Consider the following 17,540-nt stretch of genomic DNA (forward strand, 5'->3'; position numbering starts at 1 on the left):
GAGCCGTACGGTTGAGGCGAATGAAACGTTCGGTTTAGACCGGGCGGCTTGCGCCGCTCCGCTAAATAGAAGACTCGGCGTGATGTATTTTGAGACGCAAATGACGGCCGCCGCGTTTCCTGCAGCTACGAGAAAATACCGCACTGCGTCGACTGGATCCTGCGTCAAAAAAAACAGCGTGCGGCTCGGTCCGAGCCGCACGCTGATGTGCATTTAACAAGACGATGGATCCGTGACGATGCGATGACCGTCACGCCAATCCAAGGTGGTTCTTAGCGACGTCCGCCGCCACCGCCACCGCTGCGTCCGCGGCCACCACCGCCGCTTCCGCCACGACGTCGACGTGGGCGATCTTCGTCGCTGCCGCCACGGTCGTCACCACCGCGATCGTCCTCATCACCTTCGACGGCCGATGCCAATTCATCTTCTTCGCCAAGCTCTTCCAACGCACGTCGTCGGCTCAGCTTCACGCGGTCGTGCTCGTCGACATCGATTACCAACACCTTCATCGGATCGCCAACCGCAACAACTTTGTCGATGCTGCTGATGTAGCCGGTGCTGATTTCGCTGATGTGACACAGCCCGTCGCGTCCTGGCAAGATTTCGACGAACGCACCAAAGTCCTTGATGCTGCTGACGACGCCGTCGTAGATCTTGCCGATCTGGACGGTAGCCGTGCAAGCTTCGACTTGACGCATTGCTTCGGAAGCCGATTCTTTGTTCGAGCTGGCGACCAAAACGGTTCCGTCGTCGTCCACTTCGATCACACATCCCGTGGTTTCTTGGATGCTGCGGATATTCTTTCCGCCAGGCCCGATCAGAGCACCGATCTTATCAGGAGCGATCTTGGTGCGAAGCAAACGAGGTGCGGTAGACGAGATTTCGCGACGAGGACGTTGGATCGTCGTCAACATCTTGCGAAGGATCTCGATACGAGCTTCACGCGATTGCTTCAACGTTGCACGAATCACGTCGTCGCCAATCCCGGTGACCTTCAAATCGAGCTGGATACCGGTGATCCCGTTTTGAGTTCCCGCGATCTTAAAGTCCATGTCGCCGAAGTGATCTTCGGTACCGAGGATGTCGGTCAACAGGACCCAATTGTCAGGCGAGCTTTGAACCAAGCCGACCGAAATACCGGCAACCGGATTGCTGATCGGAACACCGGCAGCCATCAAACCGAGCGTCGCACCACAAACCGAAGCCATCGAACTGCTTCCGTTTGATTCCAAAATGTCGCTGATGACACGAATCGTGTAAGGGAAGTCTTCCGCGGCTGGCAATACCGGAGCAACACTTCGCTCAGCCAAACATCCGTGACCGATTTCGCGACGTCCAGGGCCACGAATCGGGCGGCATTCGCCAACCGAGAACGAAGGGAAGTTGTAGTCCAGCATGAACTTCTTGCTGTACTCTTCTTGCAAACCATCTACACGCTGTTCGTCACGAGCGGTTCCCAGCGTGATTGTGATTAGCGCCTGGGTTTCGCCACGTTGGAACAATGCCGAACCGTGAACGCGAGGCAACAGGTCGGTTTCGCAGTAGATTTGACGCAGGCTGTTGTTGTCACGTCCGTCGGGGCGAGTGCCGGCGAGGATCAAGTCGCGAACGACCTTTTCTTCCAAGTCGTGCCAAACCGACTTGAAGCGATTGACACAAATGGCGCCATCGGCTTTCGGATCAGGAATCACTTCGCCCATCGCACGATCACGAAGATTGCGAACCGCTTCGGCGCGATCTTGTTTGCCCGAGGTTTGTTGCGCAGCGCGGAAATCGTCGTAGTAGGCGTCGTTCAGACGTTGGAACAATCCGTCGTCTTCCGGAGCAACATACTCTTTCTTTGTCGGATTGACCTTCTTGTACAACTCGTCCTGCAGTTCGATGATCTCACGAATCACATCATGGGCAAAACTAATTGCTTCCATCATGTCGTCTTCGGCCATTTCGTTGGCGAAGCCTTCGATCATCGCAACCTTGTCGCGCGAACCGCTGACGATCATGTCAAGTTCGCTCGACTCGAGGTCTTCGAAGGTTGGAAAGGCAATCAGTTTGCCGTCGACCTTACCAACGCGGACCGAAGCCACAGGACCTTGGAACGGCAGTTCGCTGATGTGCAGTGCGACACCGGCACCATTCATCGCCAACACGTCGCCATCATTCTGCATGTCGCTAGCGACAACAAACGCCTGCACTTGAACTTCGTCTTTGTAACCCGCAGGCCAAAGAGGACGGATCGGGCGATCCATCAAACGAGCACTGAGAGTTTCCTTGGTGCTCGGTCGGCCTTCTCGCTTCAGAAAACCACCCGGAAATTTACCAGCCGCGGCCAAACGCTCGCGGTAATCACACATCAGGGGAAAGAAATCCAAACCCGGTCGCGGGTCGCTCGATGCGGCAGCAACCAGCACCGAAGTCTCACCATACTGAACCATCACACTACCGGCAGCCTGCTTCGCTAATTGGCCGGTCTCGAACGACAACACGCTGTGTCCGATCTTCTTTTCAACTCTAATTTTATTCACAGTCACTTTGGAAACCTTCCTTCCACCTACATTCAATTACAACAACAAGAGATCGCTCGAACCGCGCTTGCGGCTCCCATCAACGGGACTCCCTCAATAGGGAGCGGAGCAATTCAAACAAAGGGGTGCGGCTTGCCGGGTTAGAAAGAGAGGGGGTGAGGGCAGGCAATCTAGCCGTTGGCCCAAGCGAACCCCCATCTCGGTCAGCGCACGGCGCTACCGCCGTCTACCGCACGGAGCGCGAAAAAGAGAGAAAAGAATCTCGGCTCGCCACCAGAGGGCGAGCTGAGTTGTTTGCCAACCATCGCACCAATGCGGCGTCTTTGTGGGCTATTTACGGATGCCCAACTTACCGATGATATCGAGGTACCGCTGCGGGTCCTCGCCTCGCACGTAATCCAGCAAACGCCGACGGCGACTTACCAAACCCAGCAATCCACGCCGTGAAGCGTAATCTTTGCGATGGGTTCGCATGTGTTCCGTCAAACCATTAATACGCTCGGTCAGGATCGCAATTTGAACTTCCGGCGAACCAGTGTCATCGCTGGCTTTTCCGTGTTCCTTAATGACTTCGGACTTACGTTCTTTCGAAATCGTCATTCGTATTACTTTTCGCTTCGTTTCAGTACGTTTGTTACGTTTGTTTTGTACAGTCTTTTCTTGCAGACTTCGACAATTTACCAGCAGTTTCTACAAGCGGGGTAGTTTAGCGGTCCGCGACAAACACGCAACGCCAAATTACGGCCTAGCCAAGAAAAGAAACCACGGATTTCCCATTTTGCGGACTGTAGACCTACTGCCGATCGTCAGCCCTTATCCAACCGCAGCCAGATCCCCCATCATCGTCACCGACGCGTTTGCGGCTAAACGCTGATCCGCAAAAGACGACAATTTGTATCTCCAATCGTCGCTTCTACGTAAAAATGACCGTTTGCCCCGCGTTTCCGACATCGCTTCGCCCCGTTGAGAGCTAGCCAGAAAGCAGCCCCGCCGAATGCCAGCAAAACGAAGCAGTCACTTTAGGGGGGAGAACAACTCGGCCACATTCACCGTTTCTGCGTCTGCGGTAGCATCCAAGCGATACTTCCCCAGCAAATGTCGCTTCGGTGCAGGTGCCGTCAAACTCGCGGCAGGCGGACCTGTCTTCGTCTTAGCGAGTGGCTTTGGAGGGGGCGTCGATTTGGCGGGAATCGGATTCCGGCGGACTCGCACCCACCGGCATCGTCTGCACCGGCCCAATCCCACCGGTCGCAGGGACGTCCTGTTGCGCCGGCGTCCCTTTGCCGTAGAACCGCCAATGCTTTTCTAGAATCAATCGCGCTCCGCGACGGAACGAGATGAACGACCAAGTCCAACTGAGGATCACGAACAACCGATTTCGGAACCCGGTCAAGAAATAGATGTGGACTACCAACCATGCCAACCAAGCGGGGAACCCGGTCAAGCGATACTTGCCCACTTCGGCAATCGCTCGGCTGCGGCCGATCGTGGCCATTTGTCCCTTGTCGACGTAGTGAAAATCGGGCCGTGGCTTTTGGTCCAATTCGCAGCGGATTACTTTGGCAAAGTGTCGTCCTTGCTGCATCGCCACCGGTGCGATCCCCGGCAAAGGCCGCTCGTCGTCCCCAGCAAAGCTACATAAATCGCCTGCGACAAAGACCTCGGGGTGCTCAGCGACCGAAAGGTCTTTTTGCACGCGAATACGCCCTTGGCGATCTCGTTGGAATCCGTCTTGGTTGCCGATTTCGGACGCTTGCACCCCCGCGGCCCACAGCACGGTCGCGGCGTTAATGCGGTCGCCCGACACATCGACTCCGTTTTCGTCGATTCGTGTCACCCGACTATCCGTCCAAGTTTGCACACCTAGTGACTCCAAATCACGCATCGCTCGGCTGGACAATTTTTCCGAGAACATCGGCAGGATTCGCGGTCCTGCTTCGATCAAGATGATTCGTGCGAGCTTGGAGTCGACGTTGCGGAAATCACGAGCGAGCGTGAAGCGACTCATTTCACCGATCGCTCCAGCCAACTCGACTCCCGTCGGCCCGGCTCCCACCACAACAAACGTCAATTGTTTACGGCGTTCGTCAAGATCCTTGGTCAATTCCGCCTTTTCAAAAGCTTCCAAAACGCGGCGGCGAATCTCGGTCGCCTGCTCGAGCGTCTTTAGCCCTGGCGCGTTCGCTTCCCATTCGTTATGCCCAAAATAGCTATGTTGAGCTCCACACGCGACCAGCAAATAATCGTAGCTAACCTTGCCAAACGTCGCGTTAACGGTCCGCTCATCCAATTGGATCGAATCGACTCGGCCACACACCACACGAACATTGGTTTCTTTGGACAGGATGCTTCGTAGCGGGGCGGCGATATCCGCAGGACTCAATCCTGCCATCGCCACCTGATACAGCAACGGCTGAAACAAATGATGGTTGCGACGGTCGATCAGAGTGACCGACACCCGTTTGTCTCGGCCTAAAGCCTTGGCCGCATTCAAACCGGCAAATCCGCCTCCGATGATCACCACATGCTTCAACGATTCATTCATCCCATTTTCCAACGTTTCTATTCGGATCTCGACTCCTTCATGATACGGACGATCACCGCAGCGGGGAGGGGCGATTCAGAGAGCGGCGGGCGGCTGATCCCACCGTCATCCCGTCTTCGGTCGCTAATGGGAGATCATGGACCGTTGGTGGGAGTATGAGACACAATCATGCAATTCTCCCCCTCTCGGAGATATCACCGAGCAAAGGCAACGCGAAACACGGTTCCAGGATCCAGACTACGCGTGAGCGTGGCTGAATGAGGGCGGATCGCTGGCGGGAAAGCTCTCGTCGCTTGCTTCGTCGATCATCTCTTCCTCGTGGGCGTGAACCGTGTCCTCGCGATTCGGCACTTCGTCGCCACGTCGTTGTTGCCACTGTACCGCCAACTCGGCAGCCTCGGCCGTCTTTTTTAGCAAGTCAGGATAACGCTCGGGTTGCGGTTGATTGGCAAACGCCTCGGACTGGCGTGCATATTCCGCCGCGTCCTCTTCGCACACCGCGATCGCATTGGCACAGCGTTTGAGGTCCTCGCAGAGAATTTGCCACTGGGATTTCACAAATGGATCATTCATCGTTGCACCTTCGGGTTGCTTTTCGTGTCAAAAGTCGACCATCGAAGTCATTCAAAACAGAAAGAGTGCAAGTTTGATGCCGCAGACGGCAGTGAAAGTGATCGCAAGTTGATTACCGCCCGCGACGCCGGAACCCCGCTATCGCGGCAGTCCGGCCTACGACAACGACTTGTCTACAAACTGACGCAAACGGATTTGGTTTGCAGATAATTCTCTAACACCGCGTGTCCCATCTCGCGGCCCCATCCCGATTGTTTGTAGCCGCCAAATGGCAACGCGGCATCAAAAACGCTGTAACAATTGATCCACACCGAACCGGCTTTGACCGCTTTGGCAAACCGATGCGCCTTGGAAATGTCACGCGTCCAAATGCCTGCTGCTAATCCATAAGCGGTGTTATTGGCTTGTCCGACAAGCTCGGCCTCATCGCCAAACGGCATCGCCGCCACGACGGGCCCAAAAATCTCTTCACGGACCACCGACATATCCTCCGATGCATTTTTCAGCACAGTCGGTTGCACAAAGTAGCCGGGGCGATCCAGTGCCGAGCCGCCCGCGGCCGCTTCGGCTCCTTCGGACACGCCGGCCTTTAGATAGCCGGTGACACGATCAAATTGTTCACGCGAAACCAGCGGCCCCATTTGAGTCGAGGCATCAAAGCCACTACCAACTTTCAAATTCTTGGCAATCTCGCTGACGCCGGCGACCACTTCGTCATAAACCCCTTTCTGCACAAACAATCTCGATCCGGCACTGCAAACCTCGCCTTGATTAAAGAAGATTGCATCCGCCGCACCTGCGATTGCCGAATCAAGATCGGCATCGTCATAGATCACATTGGGACTCTTACCACCGAGTTCAAGACTCACTCGTTTCAAATTGCCGGTGGCCGCGTTGATGATCAACTTGCCGACCTCGGTGGACCCTGTGAACGCGACTTTGTCGATTTGATCGTGCGATGCGATCGCCGCTCCGGCCGTTTCCCCAAAGCCAGTGATGATATTGACGACGCCGTCGGGCACTCCCGCTTGGAGGATCAATTCGCCCAAACGCAGCGCCGACAACGGTGTCTGCTCAGCAGGCTTCAGAATTACGGTGCAACCGGTCGTCAGCGCGGGAGCCAATTTCCAGGCCGCCATTAACAACGGGAAGTTCCAAGGAATAATCTGGCCGACCACGCCAACCGGTTCTCGTAGCGTGAACGCGTGAAACTCGGACTCGGGGGCGTACGGCAATTGGATCGGGATCGTGTTTCCTTCAATTTTGGTGGCCCAACCGGCCATGTAGCGAAACATATCCGCAGCCAACGCAACGTCCGCCGCTTTGGCCACCGCGAACGGTTTGCCGTTGTCAAGCGTTTCAATCTGAGCCAACTCGTCGGCGTGCTCTTCGATCAGTTCGCCGATTCGCCAAATCAAACGCGAACGCTCGGACCCGCCCATCTTGGACCACGGACCTTGGTCGAACGCTTTCCTAGCGGCGGCAACAGCCAATTCAACATCCGCCGCATCGCCTTCGGCAACTCCCGCGATCACTTGATCGCTGGCCGGGTCGAAAACCTCGAACGTCTTGCCGCTTTTGGCGTCGACCCATTTGCCACCAATCAACATTTTCTTGGGCGAACTCAAGAACGGCTGTAGTGACTCGGGGACGGGAGAATTTGTTGCAACAGACATCGGACACTCCTTCAAGTTTTTGTATCGAACAGCGGGCTCGGGATTCAAACACAACTCTACTTCTATTCAATGCCAAGCAGGTGGGTCTGACAAGTGTTTTCACCCCGCTCTCACTTCTCGCTTCCCTGCCGGAAATCCGCGGTTGCTCGTGCTGCGGCCTACAAAACCACGGTCCGGCGGCTACGATTCGCCCTTGTCCTTGTTTGCTCTCCGCTTGGCTTCCAACAAACGCTCGGTATAGCTGGGCCCGGCCGATTCGGGTGTGGGTTCGGCGATCGGTTTTGTTTCGCTGCGAGGGCCGCTAATTGACGACGTGTCGACGGGAGTCCCCTCCATTTCCGTTGGCTCGAACCGCACACTTGCTCGACGCCGCTCGAGGGAATCGCCGAGCGACTCTTTGCTTTTCTGCAGTGCATCGAGTCGGGCGGTCACGTTGGCATCGCGATCTTGGTTTTGCCCTCGCATGCGGTCGATGGTTCGGCCGATCCAATCCAGATTGATCGCCACTCGGCGAACGAAGACATCACCGAGAAACAAGCCGCAACTCGCCAACACGAACCAGGGCCACACATCACGAAAACTTCGGGCCAGTGCCAAACCGCCACGAAACGCGTTGGTATCGACCAGCGACTCACTGAGTTGATTCTCTAGCGGCGGCGTCACTTCGCCTGGCTCGCCGCCACGCGGTTTCAATGCAGCAAGCGATTCCATCAGCGCTCGATTGGTTTCTCGCACGCGAAATTCGTCGCTATAGGGCACCGTCACACCGGTTGTCAGCGGCGAGGCTCCTGGTCCTGGGATCACATTGACAAAATAGCTGCCGGTTTCGTCCGCCGGAAATGATCCGACGTAACGACCGGGCGCGGTTTGTCGCATTCGCAGCGGAACGGGTTTCAAACTCGGATCAAGTGCCGAAGCGTTCATATCGAGAAAGTTCAAAAACGAATCGTCTTGATCCAACGCGTTGACCACCACTTGGACCTCGCCATCACGGACCTGCGTCGCGATGGAAAACTTTCCGGTGTCTCCGGTCGGCCGCATCAACCAGCGGACCAATTGTGCATAAAACTTGTCATAACCTGCCCACTCGGTCCAATCCGCCGACCAACGTGCTCCGGCGTCGGTCGTCAACACCGCCGTCCGCCCCAATCCGTAGGTCCATACCGCCAACACCGTTGCATTCTCGGGTGAATCCGGTTTTGGCGATTGGATCAAGACTTGCGCCAACGGGCTGTCCTTGGTCTGCGTCAAGACAAAACCATTGATATTTGGCAGCACACGATCGACTCCCTCTAGCATCGCATGCGGGAAAATGACTTGCGGGTTTGCCCCTCCCGGCGGCTCGTAAACGAGCGGCCGCGACACTCGACGCGCTTCACGTTGAAAGATTCGCGGCAATGCTTTTCCGCTGGCGGCTTGATAGTACTTGCCTCCGGTGTCTTGCGCGATCTTTCGCAACCGAGCACTTTCGGTCAAACCATGCGACGCAACTGCCACGGTGCTGATCGTGATGTTGTTGGATTTAAACGAGTTGATCGTGCCCGGTGAGGGATCGCTCGGGTCGCCGTCGCTGATGATGATACAGTGCTTGTTCGACGCCGGCGTGCGAGTTAACCCGGCAACGGCCATTCGCATTGCGGGATCAAATTGAGGCATATCGCCTGGGGTCATTCGTCCGATCGCGGTCAACATCGCCTTGCGGTTCGGGCCGACTTCGAGCAATCCGTTGCGACCGCCCCACAGCCACGCGTCACCGGAAACGGTCCAGTGCAAAACGCCGGCATAATCGGCGGGGCCAAGCTGTTCCACGGCGGCCCGCGCGATCACTTTTTGCCAATGGTTGCCTTCGGCCATCTCGCTGGCGTGCATGATGCACGCCAACGCACCGACCGCTTGGATCTTGGTATTTTTGATTTTGAAATCGACCGGCATTGCCTTTTCCAGCTCGGTCCCCGACCATCCGCCGGCTCCGAAGGCTTCGGGACCACCGATCATCAGCAACCCGGCACCAAGCTGCTGGGTGTTGCGGACGAGCATATCGATTTGTTCGTCGGTGAAGGACGAAATCTGTTCGCTGCTATCCCCCGATGCGCGCGGCACCCCCGCCAAGATCACCGCGTCGTACGCCTGCAACTCTGCCAACGAACCAAACAATTCGTCACTCGGTTGCTGGACCACTTCGATATTTGCATCTCGCAACGCGTCGGTCATCAAATCGAAATCGCCGAGATGCGATCTGTCTTCGATCAACAACACGCGTCCTTTACCACGAACGTACGTGTACGCGGTCGCACTGTTGTTTTGGCGGATACCGTCATCGTCAGCCGCGTCGGGAACAAATTCAGCTTCGTAGGTGTAGCCTGCTGGTTGTTCGATTTGATGGCGAAGCGGGAAGACGTTTTTACCATCATCAAGTGTGACGGATTGTTCTAACAGCAACGACTCTTGGCCACCGACACGCTGTTTGACTCGCAGCTTTCCTGCGACTGGTTCGCCGGTTCCTGCCTCGGAATAATTGCTGACCACAATCCGCGCCTCGAACGGTTGCCCTTTGCGGATGTTGTCGGGCAAGTCGATCTTTTCGACCAACACTTCGCTCTTGGTATCGATGATCACCGGCACGACATCAATCCCAATGCCGGCTTGAGCCGCACGGGCCGCCAACTTGCGAGCTTGCCCAATGTTCTCGTTGCCGTCGGTAACAATTACGACGCGGCGTGAGGTGTCTTCGGGCATCGACGCTTGGGCCAAATTTAATGCCGATTCCAAATTCGTCGCATCGGTGCGGTCACGCAAACTTTCGAGTCGACGCAGCGGAGGAATATCGTCGTCAAACGGCGGGATCTCGATCGACGCGTCGCGTCCAAAGACGACGATCCCCGCACGGTCTTCGCGTGTTCCATCACGGTGGCGACGGACATTGCGGATCACGTAATCCAGCATCACTTGGCGTTTGACTCGCGGGATGCTTTCGCTCTGGTCCAACAAATACATTACCGTCACACGGTCGCTGACCCACACCAGCTGTACCCCCGCCAACGCCAACACGATGCCGGTCCAGACAACGGTGCGAAACAGCAAGGCAAAACCACGACGGAACCGCCCCAACGCCCCGAGCGACCGATATCCGTACCACCACAATAGCGGCAGAAACAGCAGCAACCACAAATAGCCGGGCTGGTCAAATCCGAGTCGCGTGGGCAGCATCATGAGCAGTTTATCAACCAAAAGTGTGGGATAGGCTTCCAGCGTTGGCATCCAAAGCAGCGCCGCCGCATCGTCACTTTACGCGATCACTTCCGGATCACGGTAATAAACCGAGGCAAAGATGACGGCGGCAATGCCCAATATACCAAATCCCAGGATGAATACCGAGATCGCGATACTGGGCATCCCCAACACATCCGTCTTGTCGGCCGGCGCCAAACAGACCGCCACTACGCTGATCACATTATTGACAAAGTGGGCCAACATCGCGGGAAACAGCGATCCGCTTTTCCACGACAAAAACCCCAAATAAACGCCCAGCGGAAAGACCGCGACAATATGGACAAAGTCCATATGGAAGGCAGCAAACAAAAACGAGGAAACCAAAATCCCCGCGACCGGGCCAAACGATTTGGCCAATCGTGTTTGCACATAACCGCGAAACAATAGCTCTTCACATAGCGCCGGAGTCGCGCCGATCAACAATGCGATTGGAATCAAAAAACCATTGTGACCATGAAAGCGAAACGCCTCGCTCATCACCTTCAAACTTTCGCTCTCTTCCATAAAGCCACCGACGACAAGCGACGAGATCAGTCCCACCAGCGGCGTGGCCAATGCGGCGGCGAACCAGACCCAAACGGGCCAGCGGCCGCGAACCAACGACAACCGTTTGCGTGTTTCCACAGGCGACAGCAACGCAGCCAACAACGAAGGCACGATCATCGCCAACTGAGGAATCAGAATGATCATCACGATCCCGATTCGCGACTTCATCACATCGCCCAACGCATTCGGGTCGGACACCAATTCAGGGTTAAAACCGCCGTGGACAATCAAAAATGCCAACACCGAGGTCAGCATGCTGACGAACAGAAACACGCCTAACGAAGCAGCCACCACGGCGATGGTGGTCCACCAACGGAAACGTTCGGGAGACAGGTCGATCGAACTGTGAGGCAGCGGCGAGAGCTCATCCACGGTGGCCCGAGTATGCGGTGTGTGCGGCGCCGCCGCATACGGGTTGGTCGACTCGTACGGTTGCGAGCCAAACGCAGGAGGGCCAAACGCAGGAGGGTAGGGTGGTAATTCAGGATTCGGCCTCGGATCGGCACCCGAGTCGTGGCTATGAGATTGATCGTCTTCAGGCGGACGAGGATCCATGGTGAAACATTCCTAGTGATCACACGCGAAAAACGGCAGCCATGGGAGACGTCATTGGCAGCCGAATTGCATGATAGGCTTTGGGCGAGCCCGTAGTGTACGCGAGAAACCGGTCGCCGGGAATTCACGACGATTTCAAGCTCGCAGCGGAAATTTTCGTGAACCGCCAAACGGTGATCATTACTGAGATCCCAAAACACGCCACTCCGCACGCCTTGCATCACTGCTTTGCCACGCACTGTGATACATGGCTCGCCAACCTCGTGTTTACAGAACCTCGGGTTTACACCCGAGAGTTTGATGCTGCCGCCGCAGCGAATCCCCCCGCGCGAAACACGATGCTCTGTGAAACGCAACGCCAAGAAACCTCTGGACGCGCCCGACCTACGATTCCAAAGCTGACCTACGGCTCCAAAGCGGTGCGGACCATCGCGATGACGGCGGACTCTGCGGTGCTGACTCGGCCATCGCCCGAGACAACGTTGGCAATCGCGACCAACAATGACTCGACGTGATGCGGTGCCGCTTGCGACATCGTTTGCACCGCGTGCTCGAATTCACACCAGCTGAGTTCGGCCTCGGGCACACGTGCTGTATCGGCGAATCGCAACTGTGACCATCCTCGCATGAACTCGTAATCCGCCATGCCGTCGTCGCCATCACAGACACTGAGCACCGACAAGATGATCCGCGAATATCCGGCAACCTCGGGTGGTGCCACGAACGCAGGTTCGTCTTGGGCTTGGCTCGGCTCGGTCGCTCGCGTGAGCATCCACAGCGATGCGTGACGTGTCCAGTCGCGATCATCCAGTTGACCACGGCACTGCTCCGCTGCCAAACGCAGTTTCTCGCGTTCTTTTGGCGACATCATCTCGGCTTCGCTGCAAAGCTGAGTCAACCATTCAGCCCGAGTCGCGATGTCGGCATCACAAATTGCCGCGAACCAAGCCGAATCACACTGTGACGTCGACTGCGTCGGCTCGAGACCGATCAACATCGGAATGGAGATCGCAAACGTTTCGGGTCGAATCAGCGACGACACGACGGCGACCGGTTGGACAAGTGTGGCGACCGCGGCGTCTCCCCCACTCACGTCGGATCCGATTGAAGGGGTTCCAATCGGATCGGACACCGACGGCGGCAAACTTGGTGTCGACGTTTCGAGCGCACCGTCATTGGCAGTGAAATCTCCAAACAGCAACTCCATCGCTGCGGCGGTCTTGGGGTCATGGTCTTCACGACGTCGTTTCGTGACCGATTCGCTGTAGATCGGTGTCGCATCGCCAAGCGGGTCGAGTGCAAACAAGCGTGATTCGATCGGCGGATGCGAGGCATACCAGCACGGTTTGTTGTGGTAATCGACAAACAACATCGGCGCAACGATCGTGGTTTGTGGATGTAGCAGTTGACCTCGTTGCGGATGTCCGATGATACGCCGTAGTGCATTTGCCATCGCGGCAGGGTTGCGAGTCTTCTGGACCGCTTCGGCATCCGCCAATGCTTCGCGAGATCGTGTGATCGCCCGCGTCAACATCGCAGCAGCAAAAGCCCCCGCCAATCCGAACGGCCAAATCACGATCCCGACCAACATCCACACGTAACCCCAGCAAGCTCCCTTTTCCCTGGACTCGCTGGTTTCGTGGCCGACGCGAAAAACCCACTCCGCAAACAGACGCACCGAATTGAGACCGTACAGGATCGCGGTCAATCGAGTACCAAGTCGAGTGTCACCCTGCGTCAAGTGACTGAACTCGTGCGCGATCACACCTTGCAATTCTTCCCGTGGCAAGTGCTTGATCGCCCCAGCGGTGACACACAGGATGCTGCTGTCGGCATCTAGCCCCGCTGCGAACACGTTAATTCCGGGTTCATGATCCAGTACGACCACGGTCGGTGGCGTCGTGCCAAATGCGATCGCCATCTCTTCGACCACGTTGACCAATTTTCGTTCGTCGCCAGCCCGAGGTTTATTGAGATGGCGTCCGCCCAGTGCCAAGCCGATTGCCCAGCCACCATCGTGGACGATCCGTCGGCGCTCGTAGAATGTCGCCGCCAAGATCCCAAGACTGCAAACTGAAATCCCAAACAGGGAGGTGTACCAAAACACGATCGCCGGATCGACACAGCGCGTGTCGGGCGTCGAGGGTTCCTCGAATGCGTGAACAAACCGCTTCAGGACCTCTTGAGTATTGCGACGCCGCCACGAATACCTTGAGTACGATTCGTTCACGTTTGATCGAAAGGCAGATCGGTGCGATGAATTAGCGGCGTCCGCAGCGGCAGCGTCTATGGTGGCGGCTACGTACACCACGGGGAACATCAATAAATATCCCACCGCAATGCCGGTCGCGACCGCGGTTAAGCCTTGCGCCAACAAGACCAACGCGTAGAACCGCGAACTGCTGCGACGCGCACGCGATTGTCGCGATAGAAAATCAAACATCCCCTCGCTCTCCCTTGGGCAACAGTAGCAACCGATTACGCACTAGCGAGTTCGAATTTGGGAACGTTTTGGATCTCGACTTGATCGTCGAATTCCAACAATTCCACATTCTCGGCAAAACCGATCGTTGACGAAAATGCAACCGTGGGAAACGTTTGTCGGCGAATGTTAAAGCGAGTCGCCAAATCGTTGTACAATTGGCGAGCGTACGAAATTCGGTTCTCGGTGCTGGTCAGCTCTTCGGTCAATTGAGCGATCGACTCGTTCGCCTTCAGCTCGGGATAAGCTTCGATCACCATCGACAAACGGCCCATCGCGCTTCCCAGGGCACCTTCGGATGCCGCCCACGACTTGACCGCACCAGAATCGGTGAGATGTTTTGTAGGCCGCTAAGTTTCGACGAAGCTTGTTGCCGAGCTTCAATCACCGCTTCGAGTGTTTCACGCTCATGCGTCAAGTAGGCTCGTGCGGCTTCGACCAACGAAGGAATCAAATCATAGCGGCGTTTCAGCTGAACTTCGATCTGGGCAAAGCTGTTCCGCGTTTCTTCGAACGAAGCCAGCAGGACGTTGTAAGTGCGGACGACGAAGATCCCGACGGCAAACAGCAAACCTGCGGCAAGGCCGATAACAACAGCATTGATCATAACAAGAACTCGTGACGTGATGACTTGAAGTGATGGGTGAGGCTTAACCACCAGAAAAGCGTTTTCCAGCGGCAACACCGAGCTCGACAATGTCTTTTTCTGTACGAGCCCGCTGTGAAAGCCTAGGTTCAAAGCCCGCTGGATTGGGTCACAAAGAGTTTTAAAAAGGTTGGCTCGATCCGCAAAAGAGTACCGATTCGAAGAGCTGGTTCGCTTACGCCGGTTATGCGGATGTGAGCCGGTGGAATGCAGGAAGGGCTTTTTCGTGCAATTAGACTTCATGTGATACGCTGCGAGCCTTCCCCGAAAATCTCGCTGAATGCTCGATTCGCGGCCCTCCCCACGCAAGCTGGGAGGGTGAAGTACGTGGTCTTCAATCACTTGCCGCTACGTGAATTGACCGTGTAGGAACCATTGTGGTTGGTCACCCGAGGTGATGTCGCGGTAGATCCACCACCATGTCCCGCCATCGGTTTCGACGCGGTAGTAGTCGCGGCGGACGGCGGGGCCGCTCCACCAGCGTGTCTCGATTCGTTCGGGCCCCCAATAACCAACCACCTGAGTCTCGCGGCCTCGCAAGCGAAACGATTCGGGAACCTGCGTGGACGTCTGAGGAATCACAGGTGCGATCGGTTGCGGCGGATCGAGAATCGTCAACGGACGTCGCATCGCGTCCTGGGGCGATGGCATGCGGTGACGCGATTGCGAACCGGACGAATGGCCAGACGGCTTTTTCGAGGCGACGTTGGCACGCGTCGAGCCCCGACGTGAACGGGAGCCCCGACGTGAATGGACCGGTTGACCAGTCATCGGAAGCGTTAGATGTGCATGTTCAGGCAGTGGATCGGCATTCAATTTGACCCGCAACACGGCGTCGCGTCCGAGCCGACCACTCAGTTTGTCGACAAAACGAGAAACCGCAGTCCCGCCCAGCGTGTGCGAATCAACCGGCCCATCACTCAGCAGCGACGCCTGCACACTGCGCAAAGGACCAGTCAGAGCCACCGACAAACTCAATCGAGTCACATCGTGTCGCAGCGATAAATTCTCGAACCGCATTGCCACCAGCGAACCGAGATGCTTGACATCTTGGCTGGGAGCAAACAAACCTATCTCGATTTGCTGCGAGGGCGGTTTTGAAAAATCGAGATGACAAAGCAAACGCAGGACGCCGAGTTTGCGTTTGCTCAATCCGGCTTTGGCTTGTCGTAAAAGCCCTTCCATGCGGTCAAGCAAGATCGGCAAGTCGCGGGTCGGATACTCCAATTCGTGCGAGAAAGCCAATTCATCGGGAGCAAGGTCGGCGACCAGCGGTTCGTCGATTTCACCAATCGCTTGACTGATCCGCCGAACCAGCGGCTTGCCGAGACGGGTTGCCAAACCGCCGCGTGGCAAACGCAATAATTGATCGACACGCTCGACACCAAGCCGATGCAGCGTCATCGTCGTCTCGCGAGCCAAACGTAGTGATTCGATCGGAAAGGATGCAATCGCAGCAGTCGGTTCGTCCGTGCTTTGGGCATCGTATTGCCCAAAATGAGCAATCGCCCAGGCGGCTGCCAAGTTCGGTGCGATCGCAATCCGAGCATGCAGCGGGACGTCGAAGTGAGCGGCCAACAAATGTTGAATGGCGTCGATCAGCCCCTGCTCGTCACCAAACAAATGCTCGACTCCGGTGATATCACACAATAACGATTCGGGTTGATGACGTGGAAAGCCAGCCCAAGGTTGATCGTCGAGTGATTCGATCGCGACGCGGGGTGTGATCGCTTGTTGAATTTGGTAGCTGAGCTGTTTGAGCATTTCCCGATCCATAAACGGATCGTGGGGGCGAATGTCAGCAGCGACCGAATCGGGCGAAGCCTTGCCGTGGTGAGATTCGCGGCACTGCAATAGCGGTGTGGTCTCGACCAACGGCATTGCGATGCGGACACCTAACATCGATGCGCGAGGGCAACAGGCGACGACGATGCGTCCACGACGAGGATCGTCGGCCCATAGCAGCGTGGGAGGATTCGTTTTGATCGCGGAGCGATCAACGACATTGGGCGTTTTGATCGTGGAGTGATCGGCGACGTTGGGCTTAACCGGCTCGGTGTTGACGGCTTCGCGAAGCCGCACGCTTTGGATGGGCCAGTTGGGAAGCCAGATGCACAGCAGCCGTTTCATGTCTTGTCTCTTGCGGTACTGCCACTTCGTGTGGAGCCGTGACTTCGATTAGCCTCGCCTGGTCATCGATTTGAATCCAGACGCTTTTTCCCAGCGGACCGCCACGCGCCCGATCCAGCGTGACTTGCAGTGGCGTGCTGTGATTGAGAATTTCAGGATCCTGCCACGACCGACCGGTTCCCTTTTTAACATGCAAGCGAACTTCGGCGAAACTCGGTTTTCCACGTTCTCGCAGCGGACGAACAAAAAAGCCGGGCGTGCGTCCTTGTTCGGCCGCCAATTGAAAACGCCGAGCATCACGATCGTCCAGCCGCGTCTCGATCGTTGCCCACACCGCTGCGACCGCTTCGCAACGCAGCGATTGGTCAATGGCCCAAACCGTATCGGCAGCACTGCGGGGTTGCACCAGGATCATGCGGGCCGCAGGAATGCCCAACGCGATTGCCGCCGGTGGATAAAAGGTTTTACGTGAATCGATGATCACAATCGGGCTGCTCGAATCCCCCGCGTGCTGGTCGTGAGCACGCAGCGAATTGGCGGCCACGATCATCGACAACGCCGCCGCACCGCAACCTTCGGCATCGGCGATCCATTC

Annotated in this window: 13 protein-coding genes; 1 reads left to right on the forward strand and 12 read right to left on the reverse strand. The window is 56.5% G+C overall.

All coding sequences use genetic code 11. The features are described from left to right. Nucleotides 1-217, forward strand: a 217-nt coding sequence (locus RMSM_RS42290; protein ID WP_040763858.1) for a hypothetical protein, incomplete at its 5' end; no start/stop codon positions are given. Between the two features lie 55 nt (nucleotides 218-272). Here RMSM_RS42290 and pnp read toward each other — a convergent pair. The 12 genes from pnp to RMSM_RS40615 form a co-directional block, all read right to left on the reverse strand. Continuing rightward, the gene (gene pnp, locus RMSM_RS03135; protein WP_040763859.1) at nucleotides 273-2,528 is read right to left on the reverse strand and encodes a polyribonucleotide nucleotidyltransferase; all 2,256 of its coding nucleotides are present in this window, start codon (nucleotides 2,526-2,528) and stop codon (nucleotides 273-275) included. A gap of 324 nt (nucleotides 2,529-2,852) precedes the next feature. Beyond that, a complete protein-coding gene (gene rpsO, locus RMSM_RS03140; protein WP_008691447.1) occupies nucleotides 2,853-3,122 on the reverse strand; it encodes a 30S ribosomal protein S15 in 270 nt (89 codons plus the stop codon). A 550-nt stretch (nucleotides 3,123-3,672) separates the two neighbouring features. Further along, nucleotides 3,673-5,067: an NAD(P)/FAD-dependent oxidoreductase gene (locus tag RMSM_RS03145; protein ID WP_008691451.1), complete on the reverse strand. Its 1,395-nt coding sequence runs from the start codon at nucleotides 5,065-5,067 to the stop codon at nucleotides 3,673-3,675. A gap of 237 nt (nucleotides 5,068-5,304) precedes the next feature. Next, nucleotides 5,305-5,640: a hypothetical protein gene (locus tag RMSM_RS03150; RefSeq protein ID WP_008691453.1), complete on the reverse strand. Its 336-nt coding sequence runs from the start codon at nucleotides 5,638-5,640 to the stop codon at nucleotides 5,305-5,307. A 173-nt stretch (nucleotides 5,641-5,813) separates the two neighbouring features. After that, nucleotides 5,814-7,316 (reverse strand): aldehyde dehydrogenase family protein, encoded by a 1,503-nt coding sequence (locus RMSM_RS03155; RefSeq protein WP_040763860.1) that lies wholly within the window; start codon nucleotides 7,314-7,316, stop codon nucleotides 5,814-5,816. Between the two features lie 180 nt (nucleotides 7,317-7,496). After that, nucleotides 7,497-10,526, reverse strand: a complete 3,030-nt coding sequence (locus RMSM_RS03160; protein ID WP_040763863.1) for a VWA domain-containing protein — start codon at nucleotides 10,524-10,526, stop codon at nucleotides 7,497-7,499. Between the two features lie 75 nt (nucleotides 10,527-10,601). Then, nucleotides 10,602-11,687 carry a CPBP family intramembrane glutamic endopeptidase gene (locus RMSM_RS36335; protein ID WP_008691459.1) on the reverse strand — a complete coding sequence of 362 codons (1,086 nt, stop codon included), beginning with the start codon at nucleotides 11,685-11,687 and terminating at the stop codon, nucleotides 10,602-10,604. Between the two features lie 403 nt (nucleotides 11,688-12,090). After that, complete coding sequence (locus RMSM_RS36340) at nucleotides 12,091-14,130, reverse strand: M48 family metalloprotease (RefSeq protein WP_008691461.1); 2,040 nt, start codon at nucleotides 14,128-14,130, stop codon at nucleotides 12,091-12,093. 35 nt (nucleotides 14,131-14,165) lie between these two features. Then, nucleotides 14,166-14,444 carry a LemA family protein gene (locus RMSM_RS41950; protein WP_236621981.1) on the reverse strand — a complete coding sequence of 93 codons (279 nt, stop codon included), beginning with the start codon at nucleotides 14,442-14,444 and terminating at the stop codon, nucleotides 14,166-14,168. Beyond that, nucleotides 14,423-14,776: a LemA family protein gene (locus RMSM_RS41955; RefSeq protein WP_201766993.1), complete on the reverse strand. Its 354-nt coding sequence runs from the start codon at nucleotides 14,774-14,776 to the stop codon at nucleotides 14,423-14,425. Before RMSM_RS41955 ends, RMSM_RS41950 begins: the two co-directional genes overlap by 22 nt. Before the next feature lie 387 nt (nucleotides 14,777-15,163). Beyond that, a complete protein-coding gene (locus RMSM_RS03180) occupies nucleotides 15,164-16,945 on the reverse strand; it encodes a Y-family DNA polymerase (RefSeq protein ID WP_144057338.1) in 1,782 nt (593 codons plus the stop codon). After that, nucleotides 16,860-17,540 (reverse strand): ImuA family protein (locus RMSM_RS40615; RefSeq protein ID WP_390172557.1); only part of this gene is annotated, 681 nt, incomplete at its 5' end. The genes RMSM_RS40615 and RMSM_RS03180, both read right to left, overlap by 86 nt.

The sequence above is a fragment of the Rhodopirellula maiorica SM1 genome (assembly GCF_000346295.1).
Taxonomy (GTDB): domain Bacteria; phylum Planctomycetota; class Planctomycetia; order Pirellulales; family Pirellulaceae; genus Novipirellula; species Novipirellula maiorica.